Annotated in this window: 19 protein-coding genes; all 19 read left to right on the top strand. The window is 34.7% G+C overall.

Annotated elements, in window-relative coordinates; translation table 11 throughout:
- The first annotated feature begins 73 nt into the window (after positions 1-73).
- The 19 genes from BFL01S_RS03530 to BFL01S_RS03445 all read left to right on the top strand — a co-directional run bounded on the left by BFL01S_RS03530 (position 74) and on the right by BFL01S_RS03445 (position 22,203).
- Positions 74-1,201, top strand: coding sequence for a glycosyltransferase (locus BFL01S_RS03530; RefSeq protein ID WP_061784897.1), 1,128 nt, complete (start codon positions 74-76; stop codon positions 1,199-1,201).
- A gap of 27 nt (positions 1,202-1,228) precedes the next feature.
- Positions 1,229-2,689: a lipopolysaccharide biosynthesis protein gene (locus BFL01S_RS03525; RefSeq protein ID WP_235859197.1), complete on the top strand. Its 1,461-nt coding sequence runs from the start codon at positions 1,229-1,231 to the stop codon at positions 2,687-2,689.
- Positions 2,690-2,735: 46 nt separating this feature from the next.
- Positions 2,736-3,932, top strand: coding sequence for a glycosyltransferase family 4 protein (locus BFL01S_RS03520; protein ID WP_061784895.1), 1,197 nt, complete (start codon positions 2,736-2,738; stop codon positions 3,930-3,932).
- A 31-nt stretch (positions 3,933-3,963) separates the two neighbouring features.
- Entirely contained in the window at positions 3,964-5,316 is a 1,353-nt protein-coding gene (locus BFL01S_RS03515) for a UDP-glucose dehydrogenase family protein (RefSeq protein WP_174521176.1), read from the top strand.
- Between the two features lie 18 nt (positions 5,317-5,334).
- Positions 5,335-6,480 carry a glycosyltransferase family 4 protein gene (locus tag BFL01S_RS03510; protein ID WP_061784894.1) on the top strand — a complete coding sequence of 382 codons (1,146 nt, stop codon included), beginning with the start codon at positions 5,335-5,337 and terminating at the stop codon, positions 6,478-6,480.
- 3 nt (positions 6,481-6,483) lie between these two features.
- The gene (locus tag BFL01S_RS03505; protein ID WP_061784893.1) at positions 6,484-7,863 is read left to right on the top strand and encodes a sugar phosphate nucleotidyltransferase; all 1,380 of its coding nucleotides are present in this window, start codon (positions 6,484-6,486) and stop codon (positions 7,861-7,863) included.
- Positions 7,864-7,922: 59 nt separating this feature from the next.
- A complete protein-coding gene (locus BFL01S_RS03500; protein WP_061784892.1) occupies positions 7,923-8,762 on the top strand; it encodes an aldose epimerase family protein in 840 nt (279 codons plus the stop codon).
- Positions 8,763-8,778: 16 nt separating this feature from the next.
- Positions 8,779-9,786 carry a mannose-6-phosphate isomerase, class I gene (gene manA / locus BFL01S_RS03495; protein WP_061784891.1) on the top strand — a complete coding sequence of 336 codons (1,008 nt, stop codon included), beginning with the start codon at positions 8,779-8,781 and terminating at the stop codon, positions 9,784-9,786.
- Between the two features lie 235 nt (positions 9,787-10,021).
- Positions 10,022-10,771: a YveK family protein gene (locus tag BFL01S_RS03490; protein ID WP_061784890.1), complete on the top strand. Its 750-nt coding sequence runs from the start codon at positions 10,022-10,024 to the stop codon at positions 10,769-10,771.
- Position 10,772: 1 nt separating this feature from the next.
- Positions 10,773-11,486 carry a CpsD/CapB family tyrosine-protein kinase gene (locus BFL01S_RS03485; protein WP_061784901.1) on the top strand — a complete coding sequence of 238 codons (714 nt, stop codon included), beginning with the start codon at positions 10,773-10,775 and terminating at the stop codon, positions 11,484-11,486.
- 285 nt (positions 11,487-11,771) lie between these two features.
- A complete protein-coding gene (locus tag BFL01S_RS03480; protein WP_061784889.1) occupies positions 11,772-12,539 on the top strand; it encodes a tyrosine-protein phosphatase in 768 nt (255 codons plus the stop codon).
- Between the two features lie 20 nt (positions 12,540-12,559).
- Complete coding sequence (locus tag BFL01S_RS20630) at positions 12,560-12,712, top strand: hypothetical protein (protein WP_169799837.1); 153 nt, start codon at positions 12,560-12,562, stop codon at positions 12,710-12,712.
- Positions 12,713-12,757: 45 nt separating this feature from the next.
- Positions 12,758-13,882 (top strand): non-hydrolyzing UDP-N-acetylglucosamine 2-epimerase, encoded by a 1,125-nt coding sequence (gene wecB / locus BFL01S_RS03475; protein WP_061784888.1) that lies wholly within the window; start codon positions 12,758-12,760, stop codon positions 13,880-13,882.
- 32 nt (positions 13,883-13,914) lie between these two features.
- A complete protein-coding gene (gene galU / locus BFL01S_RS03470; protein ID WP_061784887.1) occupies positions 13,915-14,796 on the top strand; it encodes a UTP--glucose-1-phosphate uridylyltransferase GalU in 882 nt (293 codons plus the stop codon).
- A gap of 86 nt (positions 14,797-14,882) precedes the next feature.
- Positions 14,883-16,118: a glycosyltransferase family 4 protein gene (locus tag BFL01S_RS03465; protein WP_235859196.1), complete on the top strand. Its 1,236-nt coding sequence runs from the start codon at positions 14,883-14,885 to the stop codon at positions 16,116-16,118.
- Positions 16,115-17,410 (top strand): glycosyltransferase, encoded by a 1,296-nt coding sequence (locus tag BFL01S_RS03460; RefSeq protein WP_061784885.1) that lies wholly within the window; start codon positions 16,115-16,117, stop codon positions 17,408-17,410. Before BFL01S_RS03465 ends, BFL01S_RS03460 begins: the two co-directional genes overlap by 4 nt.
- A 5-nt stretch (positions 17,411-17,415) precedes the next feature.
- Complete coding sequence (locus BFL01S_RS03455) at positions 17,416-17,676, top strand: hypothetical protein (protein WP_061784884.1); 261 nt, start codon at positions 17,416-17,418, stop codon at positions 17,674-17,676.
- Positions 17,673-21,179, top strand: coding sequence for a CgeB family protein (locus BFL01S_RS03450; RefSeq protein ID WP_235859195.1), 3,507 nt, complete (start codon positions 17,673-17,675; stop codon positions 21,177-21,179). Before BFL01S_RS03455 ends, BFL01S_RS03450 begins: the two co-directional genes overlap by 4 nt.
- Positions 21,180-21,189: 10 nt before the next feature.
- Positions 21,190-22,203, top strand: coding sequence for a glycosyltransferase family 4 protein (locus BFL01S_RS03445; RefSeq protein ID WP_061784883.1), 1,014 nt, complete (start codon positions 21,190-21,192; stop codon positions 22,201-22,203).
- Positions 22,204-22,252 lie beyond the last annotated feature (49 nt).

Below are 22,252 nucleotides of genomic sequence, written 5' to 3'. Positions count from 1 at the left end.
ATTTTTAAAACTGAAATTATTTTAATGCAACACTAGTGAGCTAATCTTAATAAAATAAAAGGAAGACTATATAATGAAAATTTGTATTACCAATATGGGATTCGGTCTAGGTGGTGTAGAAAGAGTTGCTATACAAATAGCAAACTCTTTATGTGAAAAGGGTGAAGATGTCACCTTGGTTGATTTTTCGGGTGAATATGATTTTTTTTATCATGTACAAGATAAGGTTAACATTCCTAAAGACATTAGATCTAGAAAATTTAGCAGAAAGCTTATAAAAAAAGCGTTATATTTTAAATATAGAGTTAACAAAAATCCAATTAGTATATTAGATATTTATAAAGAACAAATATTAGATTTAATTAATCACTTACAAAAAAATAGTTATGACTTATTAATTTTATGTCAAAATACTTTAACAGCTATTATTCCTACTATTAAAAAAAGCATTCCAGAACTTAAAATTGTGGCTTGGCAACATAATAGTTATGATGTCTACCTGAACAATTACTGTAAAGAATTTATTACTGATTATAAGAGAGGACTAGAATTAGCAGATTCGGTCGTATGCTTAACGAATGCAGATTTAACTAATTTTAAACAAATAAATTCTAATTCAAAAAGGATATATAACCCCCTAACTTTAAATAACCCCAAACTGAGTAAATTAGATAAAAAAAATATTATTTTTGTGGGTAGATTATCAATGGAACAAAAAGGATTAGATTACTTGGTTAAAATTGCAAAATTAATAAACAGTGAATGGAAAATTATTGTTGTAGGAAAAGGAAATGACGAAAAGAACTTCAGAACACTTATTAAAAATCATCAACTAGAGAAGAAAATTATTTTAAAAGGTCCTTTACATCATGATGAGTTAAGAAATCTTTATGCTGAAGGTTCTATATTTATATCCACTTCTAGATGGGAAGGATTCGGCTTAGTTATTACTGAAGCAATGGCATCTGGGTTACCAATAGTGAGCTTTGACAACTTTGGACCTAAAGAAATATTGCTTGAAGGAGAGTTTGGTGTATTAGTAAAGAAATATAATGTAGAAAAATTTAAGGATTATATAAACGAATTAACAAATGATATATCTAAAAGGAAAGAATTACAATATAAAAGCTTAATACGAGCAAAGGACTTTGCTATTGATAATATTATTAATGAGTGGTTAGAACATTTATATTCAATTTAATTATTACCGGAAAATATTGAGTTTGAGGTGAATGATAGAAATATTTCTATTGATAAAATGAATAACTTTATTAAAAAACTTATAGGATTTTCAATTGGACCTGTTATTGGAGCAATGATTACATTTATCACAATACCCTTAACAACGCATTTTATTAATCCTAGTGAATATGGAAAAGCCAGTATATTCTTATTACTTCAAACTATTGTAGCAACCTTTCTATATTTAGGTGTGGATCAAGCTTATACTAGAGAGTATCATTCAATACAAAATAAAAAACTGCTATTTCAAAATGCTATATTAATCCCTTTGATATTAGCTATATTAATTTTTATAGTTATCTTATTATTTTTAAGTGATATTTCTTTACTTCTGTTTGGAGATGAGAAATTCAAAATTGCTACAATTCTATTTGGAATTATGATTATTGCTATGGTTGTTGAACGGTTTATTTTACTTTCATTAAGAATGCAAGAAAAAGCATTAGAATATTCTTTATTAACCATTTTAACGAAATTATCTATTCTTATCTTTACTTTGATTTTTATCTTTTTTTTAAGAAGAGATTTCTTAGCAGTTGTATATTCCGCCATAATTGGTCAATTGTTAGCAGATCTGTATCTAATAATAAGATATAGAAAACTTTTTAAATATAAAGGGTTTTCCATTAATAAAAAATTATTAAAGCGAATGATTTTGTTCGGTCTTCCGATTTTAATAGCTACATCTATCTCAAGTCTTTTAAATTCATTAGACAGGTTAGCTTTAAGAGCATGGAGTGATTTTTACGAAGTTGGTATTTTTACTGCTACGTTAAAAATTGCAGGTGTTTTGAGTATTATACAATTGAGTTTTACTAGTTTTTGGACACCTACTGCTTATAGGTGGTATGACCAAAAAAAAGATATCAAGTATTTTAAATTAGTTAGTGATGGAATACTTTTATGTATGTCGGTTATCTTTATGTTTATAGTAGGGTTTAAAGATTTAATTGTTTATATACTATCTCCAGAATATTCAGATTCTAGATATATAGTGGCTTTTTTATGTTTACAACCAATTATATATACTGTTAGCGAAACAACAAGTTTAGGAATAGTATTCTCTAGGAAAACTTATTTGAGTATCTGGGTAGGAGTAGTAGCGGTTATCCCGAATTTTGTTATAAATTTGTTATTAGTTCCCAAATTAGGAGCCTTAGGGGCGGCTATAGCAACTGCTGTATCATATATTTGCTTTTTTGCAGCTCGAACATATTTTTCATCAAAAAACGGAATGGCATTTTCTGTTGTAAATCATTATATCGTATTAACTATCTTATTTTTTACAGCTGTTGTTAATGCATACTTACAAAGCTATCTTATTCTAATTAATTCAATAGTATTTGTAATATTAATTATTTCACAAGCTTCTACTATTAAAAAAATCTTTCGTTTTTATCAAAGTGAAAAGTTTAAAGTGAAAGATAAGGAGAAAATATCTGTTTAAATCTTGTTTTAAAATTAAAATTTTTATGCTATAAGATGGAGAAAATATGAAAATTGCTATTTTATGTAATGAAGTAAAACCAGTTCCAGCAGTAAAAGGTGGAGCAGTAGAAACGTTAGTAGATTTACTAATTAAAAATAACGAAAATTATTGTAGCCCAATCGATATTACTGTCTATTCGAAATATGATAAAAAAGCTGAAATGAGTAGTAAAGAGATAAAAAATACAAACTTTAAATTTATTAAGTACAATTCTTTATATGAAAGAGTCTTTACTGTAGCAGAAAGATTATTGGCAAAATTTAGATTGCAAAAGTTCATGTTCTTTATTCTTACACATCCGTATTTAATAAATGTAACTAAAGAGCTTAGGAAACAAAAATATGATTGGATTATAGTTGAAAACAGACCTTTATATATAAATTATCTAAGAAGATATCTTAAGAATGATAATATTGCTTTACACTTGCATAATGATACTATAAATGTAGAGAATTCTTATTCTTTAAAAGTTATTCAACTCTTTGATAAAGTTCTTTCGGTTAGTGATTATATAAGTGGAAGGATCTTACAAGTGTGTAGAGATGAAGACTCTTATAAAATACTAACGTTAGAAAATAGAATAAATACTAATGAATTTAAGCCTAATCAAACTTATCAATCATTTTTGTCTGAAAAATATAAATTTACCCACGAAGATATAATATTACTCTATCACGGAAGAATAATTCCAGAGAAAGGTGTTCTAGAGTTAACAAAAGCATTTAAACAAGCATTTAAAAAAAATCCTGATCTAAAGCTTGTTATTATAGGTGAACTCAACGAAAGCGATTATGTAAAAGATGTGAGAAATGAACTTAATTCACTGCCTCCAAATAAAGTTATATTAACAAACTATATTGAACATAGTCATTTACCCAAATACTTAAATGGTGGGGATATTATTATATTACCATCTCTGTGGAGTGAGCCTTTTGGTTTAACTATTGTGGAATCTATGGCAGTAGGAAAACCTATAATTTCGACTAGAGTAGGTGCGATTCCTGAAATTTTATCTGATGGTTGTGGAGTACTAGTAGATGTAAATGAAAAGTTAATTGACAATCTATCAAATCAAATACTTAGAATTTCAAATGATAAAGAGTACCGTTTATTATTAGGAAAACAAGCTAGGGAAAAAGTAGTTCACAATTATGACTCAAAAATGTATTTAAGTGATTTGATACATAAGTTAAGAGATTAGATAACTAATAAAAATTAAGGAGCTGTTTACATTGATTAATATAACGGTAGCTGGTACTGGTTATGTCGGGCTAGTAACAGGAGTTTGTTTAGCTGAAGTTGGTCATAATGTAACCTGCGTAGATACAGACCAAGAAAAGATTGAACTTTTAAACAAAGGGAATTGCCCAATATTTGAACCAGGCCTAGATGAACTGATTACAAAAAATTTGTTTTCAAAAAAGTTAACATTTACAACTGATTATAAAAACTCATATGCATCTTCAGATATTATATTTATTGGAGTAGGAACTCCGGAAAATGAAGACGGATCGGCTAACTTGAATTTTGTTTATACAGTTGCTCGCCAGATAGCTGAGACTGTCAAACGAGATTGTATAGTTGTAATAAAGTCTACAGTTCCAGTAGGAACAAATGATAAGGTAGAAAAGTTAATAAAATTACACTTAAACAATAAAGTCAACGTAGAAGTTGTTTCTAACCCTGAGTTTCTTGCTCAAGGTACAGCTGTTCGTGATACACTCTCAGCATCTCGAATTGTCATTGGAGCCGAAAGCGAATATGCGAAACAAAAATTAAGTAGAGTTTATGAATCTTTTAATATTCCCATTATAACAATGGACCGTCGTAGTGCAGAAATGGTTAAATATGCTTCAAATGATTTCTTAGCTTTAAAAATATCATTTGTGAATGATATTGCCAATTTATGCGAAAAAGTAGGTGCTAATATTGAAGATGTTACCGCCGCAATGGGCTATGATAATCGTATTGGAGACAAGTTTTTAAATGCAGGGATTGGATATGGAGGATCTTGCTTTCCAAAGGATACTAAGGCTTTACATTGGTTGTCAGAAGAAGAAGGCTATATTTTAAGAACTGTAAAAGCAGCCATAGAGGTAAATGAAAAGCAAAAATTTAAATTAATTAAAATGGCTAGAGAAGATTTTCCGTTCTTTAAAGGTCTTAAAGTAGCAGTTTTAGGTCTTACTTTTAAGCCAGGGACCGATGACTTACGAGAAGCACCTTCTGTACCCAATATTCAATTGTTACTTGATGAAGGGGCTGAAGTGCAAGTTTATGATCCTATAGGAATGGAAAAATTCAAAAAAATATACAGTAACAATCAAATTATTTATAGAAATACAATCGAAGATACTTTAAAAGAGGCTGATTTGTGCTTTATATTTACTGAGTGGGATGAATTTAAAAATATGGATGTTGAATTATTTAATAAACATATGAAGTCTCCTTTTATATATGATGGACGTAATTGTTTTGAACTATCTAAGATGAAAAAAGTAAAGGTTAATTATAAATCAATTGGTCGCCCTTATTTATTAAATAATGAGACTAAAAAGATACAACCTTTAGACTATATAAAGTAAAGAAGGGGGATCTTTTAAATGAAAGTAGCCATTATTCACGATTGGCTTGTAACTTATGCAGGTGCAGAAAAAGTTTTAGAAGATTTATTAAAAATATACCCTCAAGCTGATTTATTTAGTCTCGTTGACTTTCTTCCAGAAAATCAACGAGATTTTATTATGAACAAAAAAGTAAAGACATCTTTTATTCAAAAGATGCCGATGGCAAAAAAGAAGTATCGTAGCTACCTACCTTTTATGCCGTTAGCAATTGAGCAGCTAGACGTTTCTAAATACGATGTTGTCATTTCAAGTTCTCATGCAGTAGCTAAAGGAGTTATTACTGGTCCTGATCAACTGCACATTTCTTATGTTCACTCCCCAATTCGCTATGCTTGGGATTTACAACATCAATATCTTGAAGAAGCAGGATTAAATAAAGGATTAAAAGGGATGTTAGCTAAAATAATGTTGCATAACATTCGTAATTGGGACTACAGAACTTCTAACGGTGTAGATTACTTTTTATCGAACTCTAATTTTATTGGTAAACGCATATGGAAAGTATATAGACGTGAGTCAGAAACTATTTATCCCCCAGTCGATGTATCTTCATTTACAATGGGAGAAATAAAAGAAAACTTCTATTTAACGGCTTCTCGTATGGTACCTTATAAAAAAATTAATTTGATTGTCGAAGCTTTTAGTCAAATGCCAGATAAAAAGCTAGTAGTAATTGGGACAGGACCTGATTTCGATAAAATTAAAGCCATTGCAACACCTAATGTCACCTTATTAGGATATCAATCGTTTGAAGTTTTAAAAGACCATATGCAGAGAGCTAAAGCATTTGTGTTTGCTGCAGAAGAAGATTTTGGCATTACTCCAGTAGAAGCTCAAGCTTGCGGAACGCCAGTAATAGCTTATGGAAAAGGTGGAGCGCTGGAAACAATAAACGCTTTTGGTGAATCGGAATTTCCTACAGGCTTATTCTTTGCAAATCAGACTACTGAAGCAATTATTAGCAGTGTGGAGCGTTTTGAAGAAGTTCAAAATCTTATTTTAGCAGAAGATTGTCGAGAAAATGCTTTAAGGTTTTCACCAGAACGATTTAGAGATGAGTTTAGATTGTTTGTAGAAAGTAAATTAAATGAAAAAGTCAATAGAGAAAGAGTTGAGGTGTAAATAATGAAGCTTGTACTTTTGTCAGGAGGATCAGGTAAACGTTTATGGCCACTATCCAATGATTCACGTTCAAAACAATTTTTAAAAGTTTTAGAAGATAGAGAGTCACATTTGCAATCTATGGTCCAACGAGTATGGACCCAAATTTCTAACGTAGGATTAGCTCAATCAACAGTCATTGCAACAGGAAAATCACAAGAGGATATGATTAAAAGCCAGCTTGATAATCAAGCTGGCTTAATTATTGAGCCTTGTCGTCGTGACACGTTCCCTGCTATCGCATTGGCAGCATCTTATGTATATAGTATTAAAGGTGCTAGTTTGGATGAAGTGGTTGCAATCTTACCAGTTGATCCATATGTTGATGATGCTTTTTTTAGTCGTGTAAAAGATTTGGAGACAGTTGTTCAAGATAGTAACGCAGATTTAGCGCTAATTGGAGTAACGCCCACTTATCCGTCTTCGAAGTATGGATATATTGTACCGACTACAAATAAAAATGAAAAAGACTACTTACCTGTTCAGCGCTTTACAGAAAAACCGTCCGAAGAAGCAGCGACTAATTTAATTCAAGACGGAGCGCTTTGGAACTGCGGTGTATTTGCGTTTAAGCTTGGCTATGTTATTTCCATTTTAGAAGAAAAAGGCTTGCCTATTCAGTATGAAGAGTTATTAAAACAATATGCAACGTTACCAAAAATTAGCTTTGACTATGAGGTTGTTGAAAAGACACAGAATATTGTGGTTCTTCCGTATGATGGCTATTGGAAAGACCTTGGGACATGGAACACGCTTACGGAAGAAATGGCGACGAAGCAAATTGGTAAAGGTGTCGTGAGTAAAGATAGCGAAAACGTTCATTTAATCAATGAGTTAGATATTCCTATCACGGTGTTAGGTGCTTCAAATTTAGTCGTAGCAGCTAGCCCCGATGGAATTCTTGTCTCTGACAAGGAAGCAAGTCCGCGCATTAAAGAACTTGTGGGAGCTTTTGATAATCGCCCAATGTATGAAGAGCGTCGTTGGGGATGGTATAAAGTACTTGATTACACAAAGTTTGAAGAAGATAAAGAAGTTTTAACTAAGCGTATCGGCGTATCGGCAGGTAAAAATTTAAGCTATCAGCTTCATGATTACCGAGATGAGGTATGGACTATTATTAAAGGTGAAGGTGAATTTATCTTAAATGATGAGCTGCGCACTGTAAAACCAGGCGATATATTACAAGTGAAAGCTGGCGAAAAGCATGCTATTAAAGCGACAACTGACCTAGAAATTATTGAAGTTCAAACAGGAACTCAATTAATTGAAGAAGATATTGTTCGTTTATATATGACATGGGAAGAAATTGAGGAAAACGTGCTGCATGTGAAAAGAGCATAATAAAGAAAAAAGCAGGTGGTGACCTGCTTTTTTCTTTATTTTACAAAGGAAGGAACTAGATGTCTCATTTTTCTATTTATGAAATTAAAGAAGAGAAAACAAATTCTTGGTTTAAAATTTCTCCAGAGCGTGGAGGAATTGTAACGAGTATTGGACTGCATGGTCAAGAAATTTTGTATTTAAATGAAGAAACATTCTATGATAAACATAGTAATGTTCGAGGTGGTATTCCTATTTTATTTCCTATTTGTGATCGTTTAGAAAATAACCAATATACGATAGAAGATAAAATATTTCAAATGAATAATCATGGGTTTGCTCGGAATGCTTCATGGAACGTAAAAAGCGTTGATGAGGAAAGTCAGTTTATTACACTTGAACTATGGAATAATGAAGAAACGTATAAACAATATCCTTTTGAATTTCATTTAACATTTACCTTTGAACTTTGTAACGGAGAGTTTATTATACATCAGTCTTATCAAAATTTATCACATAAGGTAATGCCGTTTTATAGTGGATTTCATCCGTATTTTAGAATTGAGAATAAAAAGGTAGAGTTAGCTACGGATGCTTCAACTTATTTAGACGTGAATGATAATACAGTTAAACCCATTACAAACAAGATAGATTTAACAGATGAAAGAGAAGCATTAATTTTGTTAGATAGTAAAAATCCTGAAATTATGTTTCCTATTCATGAAAGAAAATCATTGCGGTTAAAGTATAGTAACGAATTTAAATATGTGACATTATGGTCTGAACCTGAAAAAGAGTTTTTGTGCATAGAACCATGGATGGCAAAGCCCAATTCACTAAATACAAAGAAAGATATTCAACGTTTAAGACCAAAAGAGGTTTTACATACGTTTTTAACAATTGCACTAAAGGAAAGATAAGAGGAGATGTAATTCATTGAAACAACCAATCTTTTTAAAACCGCTGTTCCAAGAGCGCATCTGGGGTGGAACGCAGCTAAGAGATACATATCATTATCAAATTCCGTCAGAACAGACGGGGGAATGCTGGGCAATTTCTGCTCATCCAAACGGTCAGAGCGTTGTGCGCTACGGAGAGCTAGAAGGAAAAGCGTTAGGTGAGCTTTGGACAGAGCGTCCCGATTTATTTGGCCATTTTCAAAGCGATCGCTTCCCGCTTTTGACAAAAATTCTCGATGCAAACGACGATTTGTCGGTACAGGTTCACCCAAACGATGAGTATGCGAAAGAGTACGAGTTCGGTGAGCTTGGCAAAACGGAGTGCTGGTACATTATTGACTGTGATGAAGATGCGGATATGATTTTTGGTCATCACGCAAAGTCGAAGGAAGAATTCATTCATCTAATTAAACAAGGTCACTGGGATGATTTATTACAGCGTGTAAAAATCAAGCCCGGTGACTTTTTCTATGTGCCGAGCGGTACCATTCACGCCTTGTGTAAAGGGACGCTCGTATTAGAAACGCAGCAAAGCTCGGACACAACGTATCGCGTCTATGATTATGATCGCGTCGGGCAAGACGGGCAGCTTCGTGAGCTTCATATTGAAAAAGCCATCGAGGTGACGACAGTCCCTCATACGGCTACAAAGGTAGAAGCAGCATTTACGAAAGTTAACGGAGCAACCATTACGACCTTTGTAGAAGAAGACTACTTTACCGTCTATAAATGGGACATTGACACAGCTGCTGAACTATTCCAAGATGGACCGTTTACGCTTGGAAGTGTAGTCGAAGGGAAAGGAACGCTGATTACAAGTGAAGGTCAGTTTCCATTGCAAAAAGGCGATCATTTTATTCTCCCAAATAAAGTCGAAACATTTAAAATAGAGGGTCAATTATCAATCATCGCATCTCATCCAAATCAAAAAGGAGGCATACAGCATCATGTGGCAGGAACAGCTAGAGAAATGGCTAACGTTTGAGGAATTACACATTCAGTAAAAAAATAATTAGCTCAAATGTAAGACAGAGAAGACTTTAATCAATAATTAAGAAATGATGTAATGAATCTAGTAAATAATATTCTATCTATGCCGATATAAACAGTACTAAATAATCACAAGATTTACAGGAATATGTAGAAAAAAATAGTTTTGTGAATTATAATGGTAAATAGAGTCTTTACGAAGCTACAATCTTTTAATTCGGAGGTCACCAATGGAAGAGACAATTGATTTACGACAGTTGTTCGGCACGTTAAAGAAACGTCTTTGGCTTATTGCGCTCATTACAATTATCGCAGCGATGATAAGCGGTATCGTTAGTTTCTTTGTGTTAACGCCTGTCTATCAAGCAAGAACGCAAATTCTTGTGAATCAAGAAAGTTCAGAACAGCAGCCCCTTAATGCATACACGATACAAACAAACATTCAGTTAATTAGTACGTATAACGAGATCATTACGAGCCCTGTTATTTTAGAGGATGTTGTTAAAAAGCTTAATTTAAACGTAACGGCTAAGCAGCTAAGCGGCCAAGTTCAAGTCACAAATTCAGAGGACTCTCAAGTAGCGCATATCGTCGTACAAGACACGGATGCGAAGCGCGCAATGGATATTGCCAACACAACGGCAGCTGTGTTCCAAGAGAAGATCCCTAGCATTATGAGCATTGATAACGTTAGTGTTCTATCAAAAGCAGAGTTAGCTGACAGCTTAAACCCAATTAAGCCTGCGCCATTAATGAATATTGCGATTGCGATTGTAGTTGGGCTTATGCTTGGTGTTGGTTTAGCTTTCTTATTAGAATACCTAGATAATACAATCAAGACCGAGCAAGATGTAGAAACGATATTGGAGCTTCCGGTTATCGGTTCCATTTCAGTAATTAAAGACCGCGAACTTGAAGGAACTCGAGTAACACCAACAGGCGCAAATCATGCGGTGAGAGGAGAGACATACGGTGGGTAAGTTGTTTAAGAAAAGAAAAGGCGTATCATCATCTAACCGATTAACTCATATACGTAGCTTAATCTCTCATAAAAAGCCGAAATCACCGATAAGTGAACAGTATCGTACAATTCGAACAAATATTCAATTTTCAAGTATTGACGGTGAAATGCGCTCTGTTATGGTAACGTCAACTCTAGCATCGGAAGGAAAGTCTACAACGGCTGCGAACTTAGCTGTTGTTTTTGCCCAGCAAGGAAAGAGAGTATTGCTTGTAGATGCAGATATGCGTAAACCAAGCATACAGTATACGTTTCAGTTAGAAAACCATATTGGCTTGACTAACGTTCTAGCAAAGCAAACAAATCTAGCATCTGGTATTCAAGAGTCTCATGTGGACAACCTATGGGTGCTAACTAGCGGACCAATTCCGCCTAACCCGTCTGAGTTGTTAGCTTCACAAGCGATGGAAAGCTTAATTCAAGAGATGTATAAGCAATTTGATATGGTGATCTTTGATACACCACCAGTGTTACCCGTTACGGATTCTCATATTTTAGCTAATAAATGTGAGGGTGTTTTACTTGTTGTTCGCAGTGGACAAACAGAACGTGAAGCAGTGTTAAAAGCAAAAGATATTTTGCAGAAGCAACAAGGTAAACTGTTGGGTGTTGTACTGAATGGCAGATCAGAAGAAGAAGGTAATTATTACTATTATTATGGTTCTGGTCAATAAAATAAGACACGAGGACTTCTTTAGAGAAGTCTTCGTGTCTTATTTGTGTTTACTTCCATAAAATAAAAGTGACGTATATCTGTAGTCTTTATATGTCGTAAAATGCGGTTTTTCGTCTGCAAAAAGTCGAAAAATCAGGTTAATGTAATGGGAAATAGATGGTGTAATAAGACAGAATGAAAAAGGCATAGAGACTTTTCGACAAAAAAAGACATAGAAATATCTAGTTTAGTGTGCTAACATAAAGAGTGTTTTGGTAGGTCTTAAGAAGGATGAGGTGTTGGTATGATTGATTTGCATTGTCACATTTTACCTGGAATTGACGATGGATCTGTTCACGAAGAGATGAGTGTAGAAATGGCTAAAAGAGCTGTATCCCAGGGTATTAAAAATATTGTCGCTACACCTCACCATCAAAATGGCCGTTACTTTAATACAAAGCAGACAGTCGAACAAGCGGTCAATACGTTAAACAAACGGTTGCAGGTTGAAAATATACCTTTGACTATTTTACCAGGCCAAGAGATTCGTATATATGGTGAGATTTTACAAGATTATCATAAAGGTGAAATCCTTACGTTAAATAATACAGGCAAGTACATATTTGTTGAGTTTCCATCCAGTCAAGTCCCCCGCTATGCAGAGAGATTATTATATGATATACAATCCGAAGGCTTAATACCGATTATTGTACATCCAGAACGGAACAGCAGGTTGATAGAAGAACCTGAATTGCTGTATGAGTTTGTGAAGAAAGGCGCATTAGCCCAGCTTACAGCTTCCAGTATCACTGGTCAGTTCGGAAAGAAAATTAAAAATTTTTCGAATCAATTGTTGGAAGCCAATCTAATTCATTTTATTGCGTCCGACTCACATGATTTGAAGCATCGGAATTTTAATATGGAGCAAGCAGTGAGCCTTGTCCAAAAAGAGTACGGACTTGATACGGTTTATAAGTTCTTAGATAATGCCGAGCATGTTATTAATGGACAAGCATGTTTTAAAGAGCCACCTGAGCATGTTAGAAGAAAAAAGTTTTTAGGACTATTTTAAGAATAATTGAGTGATAAACGATGAAGAATTTTGATAACTTACCTAAGAATGTAAAGAAAACGATTCGCTATATTAACCAAGATGCATCAATTGAGCAGCTTGAAGAGATTAAACGATTAGTTCTTCGATCTATCAAAAAGAAAGAAAAAGAACTGCATCGAAATGTTAACTAGTTACGACTAGTTCTTTAAAAAAATTCAGAAAGAATAGGTGACAGCATGGAAAGACGCATTAAAGTAATGACGATTTTTGGAACGAGACCAGAAGCGATTAAAATGGCTCCGCTAGTACTTGAGCTAAATAAACGCTCAGAAGAGTTTGAATCGATTGTGACAGTAACAGCCCAGCATCGTGAAATGCTAGACCAAGTACTGCACGTATTTGATATTAAACCAGACTACGACTTAAACATTATGAAAGATCGCCAAACATTAATGGATGTAACAACGCGAGGCTTGCAAGGACTAAACGACGTTATGGGGAAAGTACAGCCTGATATCGTATTGGTTCATGGTGATACAACAACAACATTTATTGCTGGGTTAGCAGCATTCTACAATCAAATTAAAGTTGGTCACGTAGAAGCCGGCTTACGTACATGGAATAAGTATTCTCCGTACCCAGAAGAGATGAACCGTCAATTAACAGGCGTATTAGCTGACTTGCATTTTGCTCCAACTTCAAAGTCATCAGCAAACCTATTAGAAGAAAACAAACAGGAAAGCAGCATTGTCGTAACAGGTAATACGGCAATCGATGCGTTAAAAACAACGGTTTTAGAAGAATATTCTCATCCTGTGTTAGATGGAATCGGTGACGATCGTTTAATTTTATTAACAGCGCATCGTCGCGAAAATTTAGGAGAGCCGATGCGCAACATGTTCCGAGCAATTAAACGGATTGTAGAAGAACATGACGACGTACAAGTAGTATACCCGGTTCACTTAAATCCAGTTGTTCGTGAACTAGCGGATGAAGTACTAGGTGATGACTCACGCATTCACTTAATTGAGCCGTTAGAGGTAGTGGATTTCCATAACTTTGCATCACGTGCACATATCATCTTAACGGATTCTGGCGGTGTACAAGAAGAAGCGCCATCTTTAGGAGTGCCGGTTCTTGTATTACGCGATACAACTGAGCGTCCGGAAGGAATTGAAGCAGGCACATTAAAGCTTGCGGGTGTTGAAGAAGAAACAATTTACCGCCTTGCGAAAGAATTATTAACGAATAAAGAAGAGTATGAGCGCATGTCCAAAGCATCAAATCCGTATGGAGATGGCTTTGCATCACAACGTATTGCAGATGCGATTATTCAATATTTCAAAAGTGAAAGTAAATAATTCTAAATTGCAAGTGAAAAGGGGATTCTCTTATGCAAAAAGTTAGAAAAGCAATTATTCCAGCAGCAGGGCTAGGAACAAGATTCTTGCCAGCTACAAAAGCAATGCCAAAAGAAATGTTACCCATTGTAGATAAGCCAACAATTCAATACATTGTAGAAGAAGCAATTGAGTCGGGGATTGAAGACATTATCATCGTAACGGGTAAAGGTAAACGCGCAATTGAAGATCATTTTGACTATGCACCAGAGTTAGAAAATAATTTAGTAGAAAAAGAGAAGTTCGACATTCTAGAAAAAGTGCGTCAGTCTTCAAACGTAGAGATTCATTATATTCGCCAAAAAGAACCAAAAGGATTAGGACACGCTGTATGGTGTGCACGTAAATTTATCGGTGATGAGCCATTTGCTGTGCTTTTAGGTGACGACATTGTGCAGGCTGAAACACCTGCTCTACGCCAATTAATGAATGAATATGATACAACGCTATCATCAGTTATTGGAGTACAGACAGTTAATGATGACCAAACACACCGCTACGGAATTGTGGATCCGATTTCTAACAAGGGACGTCGCTATCAAGTAAATACATTTGTTGAAAAGCCTGCTCCTGGAACGGCACCTTCTAACTTAGCTATTATGGGGCGCTATGTTTTCACACCAGAGATTTTCCGTTTCTTAGAAGAACAAGAAATTGGTGCTGGTGGAGAAATTCAGTTAACAGATGCGATTCAGAAGCTAAACGAAATTCAGCGCGTATTTGCCTATGATTTTGAAGGGCGCCGCTATGATGTAGGTGAAAAGCTAGGGTTTATTGAAACGACATTAGAATTCGCTTTGCAGCATGATGACTTGAGAAACAATCTTCTGAACTTTATGGAGGAATTGTTAAAAAGAGAAAAAGTAGACGCTTAATGTCAGCTTTCATCAATTGAGAAGTGTAATCTTCTCAATTGATGAAGTCGTATTGGAGTGAAAAGGGATTGTCAAAAAGAGTACTTGTGATTTCACAAAATTTCTATCCGGAAATTGGCAGTGCGGGTAATCGTATAAAAAATATCTATAAATTATTAAAAGAAGAAGAGTATGAAGTAAACGTCTTAACAACAGATCCGATGTATCCTAACAAAAAGATTTATAGTGACAATCAATTTTGGGATGATGATTTGATTGAGGAAGAACGTGATGTAACGCGCATCCAAGTGAAAAATCGCAAGTATTCTAGAAGTATTATGAATCGCTTGTGGTTTTATTTAGAAATGGCCTTGAAGATGCTTTTATTTATCCTTTTTGATCGAAGAAAATATGATGTGGTATTCGTGACGTCTCCGCCCATTTTTATTGCGGTGGTAGGATTAGTAGCAAAATACCATTATCGTAGTAAGCTAATCTTAGATATTAGAGACTTGTGGCCAGAATCGTTAAAAGGCGTAGGGGTATTTAATTATCCGTTTGTTATATCACTCTTTAGTAAGCTTGAAAAGCTGCTATATATTAAATCAGACCAAATTATTGTCAACAGTAGAGGGTTTATTGACTTTATTGTTGAGAACTATAATATCTCATTAGAAAAAATACATTTTATGCCCAACGCTGCTAAGGAAGATGAAGTATCATTTCAAGAGGCAGGTCAAGGCAAGTTTAAGGTGATTTATGCGGGGAATATTGGTTTAGCTCAAGACGTAAACGTTCTAATGGAAGTGGCCAAGCAATTAAATGACTATGACATTGAACTAAATGTGATGGGATATGGCTTTAAAAAGAAAGAATTTATCAAATTTAAAGATCAACATCGGTTAACTAACGTTAACTTCATTAAGCCAACGACTAGAAAGAAGTGTCTAGATATTATTTCTCAACATCATATTGGGTTAGTAACGCTGAACGGTAAAGAAGTATTTGAAACGGTTTTGCCAGGTAAAATTGTTGATTATATGACTCGAGGCATACCAATTGTTGCTGCTGTGTCCGGATATGCTCAAGAAGTTATTGAATCAAAACGAGTGGGAATTGTTTCGGATTCTCACGACGTCGATGAAGTGGTACGTCACATTTTACATCTGTACACTAATCCGTCTTTGCGTAAAGAGATGGGGAGTAATGGTTTGCGATATGTGAAAGAACACTTCTATTGGGAAAACAATATTCATGTGTTAATTAACTTAATTGAAAATCGTAAGTTAGCAACCTTTAAATTAAACCAAGTAGAATCAGGAGATAAAGCTGAAGTACTATGAAAAAAAATGTATGCATGTTTGTATGGAATCATTTTACGAATGATGCGCGTGTACTAAGAGAATGTACAGCACTATCCGAAGAAGGATATGCAGTGGACTTAATTTGCATTCATGATCCTAAGCTCGAAGGCTTAAAGCAGTTTGAAGAAGTGAATGAGAACTTTCACGTCCATCGCGTACAGCGTTACCCATCGTCTCTAGTGATATTAAAATCTTTTTATCGTTTTATAATGAGAAATAAATTGGTTCTTCCATTTGTTTTTCTAGCATGGGCAGCTCTCGCTTACCTAGCACCTTTTATTGTGGTACCTTTAACTATTTTTGCACTGGCACTTTTAAAAACAAAACTTCAAGTGGTATGGGTTAGAGGCAGCATCATCTTGCGGATGATTTTAAAAGGATTTAGTAAGAAGTATGATGTCTATCATTCCAATGATTTAAATACGTTACCCCAAGGTTATATTTGTTCAAAGCTACGATTTAAGCGAAAAAAACTAGTGTATGATTCTCATGAAGTCCAGACGAGTCGTACTGGCTATGACAGTGGGTTCTATCCAAAGATGGAATCCTTTTTCATTAAGAGAATTGATACGATGATCGTCGAAAATCATACCAGAGCTAAATATAATGAAGATTTATATGGGTTCTACCCACACGTTGTATATAACTATCCGTTTCAACCTAAGAAAGATGTAAAAAAGAAAGCAGATATGCACACGCTATTAAACTTGCAACGAGATGAAAAAATCCTGCTTTACCAAGGCGGCATTCAAACTGGAAGAGGTCTTGAAAATTTAGTAAAAGCAGCTCCTTTATTTAAAGAAGGGGTTCTTGTGTTTATTGGAGATGGAAGAATTAAGCCAACGCTTGAAAAAATGGTTGAAGAAATGAATCTTCAACATAAGGTTAAATTCATTCCAAAAGTACCATTAGATGAGCTTCCACACTATACAAGAAATGCTTATCTAGGTTTTCAAGTATTAAATAATGTTTGTTTTAACCACTATTCGGCTTCTTCTAATAAGCTATTTGAATACATTATGAGTGATGTACCAGTTGTAGCTTGTGATTTCCCAGAGATTAAGAAAGTGGTAGAAACAGAGCATGTAGGCTTGTGTGTAGATTCACATAATCATGTTGAAATTGCTGAAGCGGTTAACAAGTTACTTGAAAATCCAACTTTACGAGATCAAATGAGCAGGAATTGTAGAACTGCTAAATTTAAATATAATTGGGAAAATGAACAAGTTAATTTCTTAAAAGTTTACCAAACACGAGCATTGGAGAGGTAGAGGCAATGAGCACGCAATTAAAAAGTAGAGTCCCGACTGATGTACTAGAGCAAGAGTTAGAGTTAGTAAAAAAAGAACTAATCGTTCAGCTGAACTTAAGAGAGCGCGAATTAAAAGAATATAATGAGTTGCAAAAGCGTTATGAGCTATTAGAAAAGCGTTATTCTGCTCTTACACAATCGTTCTTAGGAAAACTTACGCTGAAGTATTGGCAAGTAAGAAGACGCGTATTTAAGCAAAAAGCATCAAAGGGGAATCAAAGATGATTATTGATATTCAAGATCGTATGAAATTGATTACTCAAAAGAGAAAGTGGGCAATGTCTCAGCGAATAACAAACTTTGAATTCGTTGAGCTTGAAATGACAAACGGCTGGTTTAAAAAGCACAATATTGACGTTTCCTTTAGTCCAGAACAAAAAACTTTCACTACTAATTTGAGTTCTAATGAATTTACGTATTTAACATACCGTGAACAAAACTTAGATTTTCAACTTCCTCCCAAAGAAGAATTAATTACTGTATCTCAAGAAGAAACTGTTTCGTTTAAGGGTACAAAAGATAAAGGCGTGGAAGTTGATTTATTCATTATTGAGTATAGTAACGAATTGAAACTAACTACTCATAGAGTTGAAATGAATAGTGAAAAGCTTATCCACTTTGCTGAAAACACGGATAAGGTCCGCTTAGCAATTCGTATTAAAGGCAATGGAAACTTCAAGTTAGAGAAAATTCTCATAGGCAGTCAATCTTTTTGGAGTCAAGGAGAGTTAGTAGCAGAAGGAAAGTATATTGTTTTAGACCAAAATAACTGGTACATACCTAAATCTACTAAGCTTTATTACAATCTATTTGAACAAACGTTCTATGCGAGTTTCGACCAAAAGCAGTTTGCCTATATTTCACATCAAGAAGGAAATGCAGCTTTTTCACAGGCTCCTAAGCAAAGTATCTCTGTAACAGCTAATAATATTGCTGCTGAGTTTACAGGCGATAAAGATGCGGATGTAGATGTAAGACTTGCTTTAGTGTTTTATAAAAATGATGAAAAAGTCTTTTCTGATGAATTGAAATTAAACACTAAGCGTTTAATTAAGCCGGAAATCGAATTTGATGCGATGCGTTTAGCAATTCGAGTTTCTGGAAAAGGTCAATTCTCAGTTGAGTCTATTATTATAAATAATGTAGCTTACTGGTGGAAAGAAGACTTTTCTATCGATCGTCGTCCAAGCTATATTAACGCATCCACGAAAGTACCGTTAAATGCAACATCGTTAGAAGGATGGGAAAAATCAACGGGGAAAGTAGTTTATCACCCGTGGAATCAATTTTTCCAATCAAAGTTAACGGGACAAGAATTTCTTCATTTACATTGCATTAATGAGATGAACGAAGAAAACAGAGAGTTATCGATTCAACCAAACTATAACTATACAATTACTCCTACAAGCCAAATGTTCGGAGACATAGACTTAACTTTATATGTAATGGGCTATAATCAAGGCAAACAAACAGAGTTACATCAAGTAAGTGTGAATCGTTCTACAGAACTTCGCTTTAAAAAAGAAACGGATTCGGTTCAATTCCTAGTTCGAGTCTCAGGGCAAGGTTATTTTAAAGGGCTTCAATTAAATATCGATGAACAAGAAATAGAAATTACGAATAGTTTAGCGTTAGATTTAAAGCACTCAAGCTGGTTCATTGCATCCAAAAAATTAGCACAGCTATCAACAAGTGAGAACTCTTTACATGGAGAAGCAAAGCTAGAACCGGGTAAAAACGTATACATGTCATATAAAGAGAAGAATAACCACTTTGCGTCATTACCGACGTATCCTTTAATGACTATGCAGCAGGGGTTTGAGTATGACTTCTCTGTTAGAGGAAAAGTTGAAGAAGGCGTTTCGGTTATTCCAATGTTTATTGGATATTCTGATAATGAGAAAGTACAGGTACTTCAGCTTAAATTTAACGGGACAACGAAAATACAGGCGCATCCCGATGTTAATCAATTCCGCTTAGCGCTTCGAGTGTCTGGCAAAGGCGAGTTTGAGGTAGAGCAATTCACTGTAAAAGAGATGAAGAGCCTTGAAAGTGAAGAGCCAATTAACTACGTAGACAAAACGGAAATTGATGCGTTTGAAGTTCTACCACCTAAGCCATTAAAGCAAATGAAAATGGCTGTTATCTTTGATGAGTTTACGACAGCTTCATATGAGCACGAATGTCAATTAATTAAGATGACTCCTGACAACTGGCGTGAAGTGATGACAAAAGAGCAACCGGACTTACTTATGGTTGAATCTGCTTGGCGTGGGAACGGCGGAGTTTGGGATAAGCGTGTTGGATACTACGGCGAAGAAAACATGAAACCGCTATTCGCTCTATTACAATGGTGTAAAGAAAATAATGTTCCTACTGTATTTTGGAATAAAGAAGATCCAGTTCACTTTAATCGTTTTATTGAAACAGCTAGACGATTTGATTATATCTTTACCACAGATGAAAACATGGTGCCATTCTACCAAGAGCAAGCTGGTCACGAAAATGCTTTTGCGCTACCGTTTGCTGCTCAACCAGCCATTCACAATCCTATTAAGATTGTCGAAAATCGTGAAAGTAAAGCTTGTTTCGCAGGCTCTTACTACCGTCATCATGAAGAAAGATGTATCGATATGGATCGTTTGTTAGATGCTGCTGCTAAAGTAGGACTAGATATCTATGATCGTAACTATATCCAAAACTTAAAAGGCCTAATGCCAAACCACCAGTTTCCAGATCGTTTTCAGCCATTCGTAAAAGGAAACTTAAAGTATTACGAGATTGATAAAGCATACAAAGGCTATAAAGTAATGATTAACGTTAATACGGTAAAAGAGTCTCCAACTATGTTCTCGCGTCGAGTATATGAAGGTTTAGCTTGCGGTACACCTGTTATTAGTACGTATGCTCAAGGTATTAACCATATCTTTGGTGACTTAGTTTATATGTCTGAAAATCCAGAAGAACTATATGAAGAGTTTAAACAACTGCTAGAGAATAACGAATATTACGAAGAAAAAGCATTGATTGGGATTCGTGATGTATTAACGAAACATACTTATACGCACCGTCTAAGTTATGTGATTGAAAAGATTGGTCTGAACTTTGTAGCTCAGTCACCAACTGTAACGGTTGTAGCAATGGCTAACAGCAAAGAAGAATTTGAAGACATCGTTAATCAATTTAATCGTCAAAGTTACGAAAATAAAAAGTTATACGTGTTGATCGACACATTTGACGGTTATCTAGATGTATACAACAAGTATAATACGTCATCTATTCATACGTTCGTAGCCAGCTATATGCATAACTACTTAAATATTCGTGACTGGATTAACACGCCATACGTAACGTACTTTAGCCAAGACTCTTATTATGGTGAAAACTATTTACTAGATTTAATGCTAAGTACAACGTTTACGGATAGTGACTTTATTGGAAAACGAACATATTACACGTTAAATAAAAACAAACTGCAAGAAAAAAATAGTGGTCAAGAGTACGAGTTCGTAACGTCTTTAACACCAGAACGAACAATTGCGAAAACAAATGTATATAGCAACCACTCACTAGAAGAAGTACTAGAAATGTTTAAAAACAAACAGGACTTATCGCCGTATGCAAGGTTTGGTAAGCAATTCTTCAGCAGTGACAAATTTAACTATGTACATGTGGGACAGAAAGAAGCAAAACAGCTAGATTCTATTCTAAAAAAAGTAGAGCTGTGAGGTTTTAACTATGAAAAAAACAAAAGTATTATTTGCAGGACACGATTTAAAGTTTGCTCGTATTATCATGGATAATCTAGCGAGCAAACCTACGTATGAAATTCGAACAGATGAGTGGACAGGCCATAACACTCATGATGAAGAGAAAAGTAACGAGTGCTTAAATTGGGCAGACGTCATTGTTTGTGAGTGGGGACTAGGAAATGCTGTATGGTATTCACAAAATAAAAAGCCTCATCAGCGATTATTTGTACGTATGCATTTACAAGAAAGAGATACAATGTATCCTTTCAGCTTTAACTTAGATAACATTGATAAAATTATTGCTATTTCACCGTACGTATATGAGGAATTCTACCGCGTATTCCGTTTTCCACGTGAGAAGATGACAATGATCTATAACGTTGTTGACACAGGCCACCTTAATAAGCCTAAAGTAGAAGACGCTCAGTATCATCTGGGGATTATCGGAATCTGTCCGCAGCGTAAACGTTTAGATTTAGCGGTGGATATGTTAGAAAAATTATGGCAAGAAGATAATCGCTATAAGCTATATGTAAAAGGGAAAATGCCACAAGAATATCCGTGGGTATGGAACAAAGATGAAGAAAGAGCATACTACGAAGAAATCTTCGCACGAATTGACAATGCACCTTGGAAAGATGCTGTGATCTTTGAAGGATTCGGTGATGTATCTGAATGGTTATCAAAAGTCGGTATTATTTTATCTACTAGTGACTTTGAAAGCTTTCACCTATCACCAAGTGAAGGAATGGCATCAGGAGCATATCCTGTCATCTTAAATTGGGATGGTAGTGATACAATCTATCCAAAGCAATATATTTATTCTAGCGTGGAAGAATCCGTAGCCAGCGTTCTTCAATTTAATTCACTAGAGAAAGAGCAGCAAAAAGAAGTGGTTGTAAAAGCAAAAACGTATGTAAATAATCGTTTTAGCGTGGAAGCAATAACGACTGAATGGGATAAATTAATTTCAAAGAGCTCTTTACAATTAAACTATTAAGAATAATAAACAGTTTATAAATATGCTAGGCATATTTAAAATAAAGTTA

Origin of the sequence: Priestia flexa NBRC 15715 (genome assembly GCF_001591565.1) — a bacterium.
GTDB lineage: Bacteria > Bacillota > Bacilli > Bacillales > Bacillaceae_H > Priestia > Priestia flexa.
This window is presented reverse-complemented; position numbering and strand designations above follow the sequence as displayed.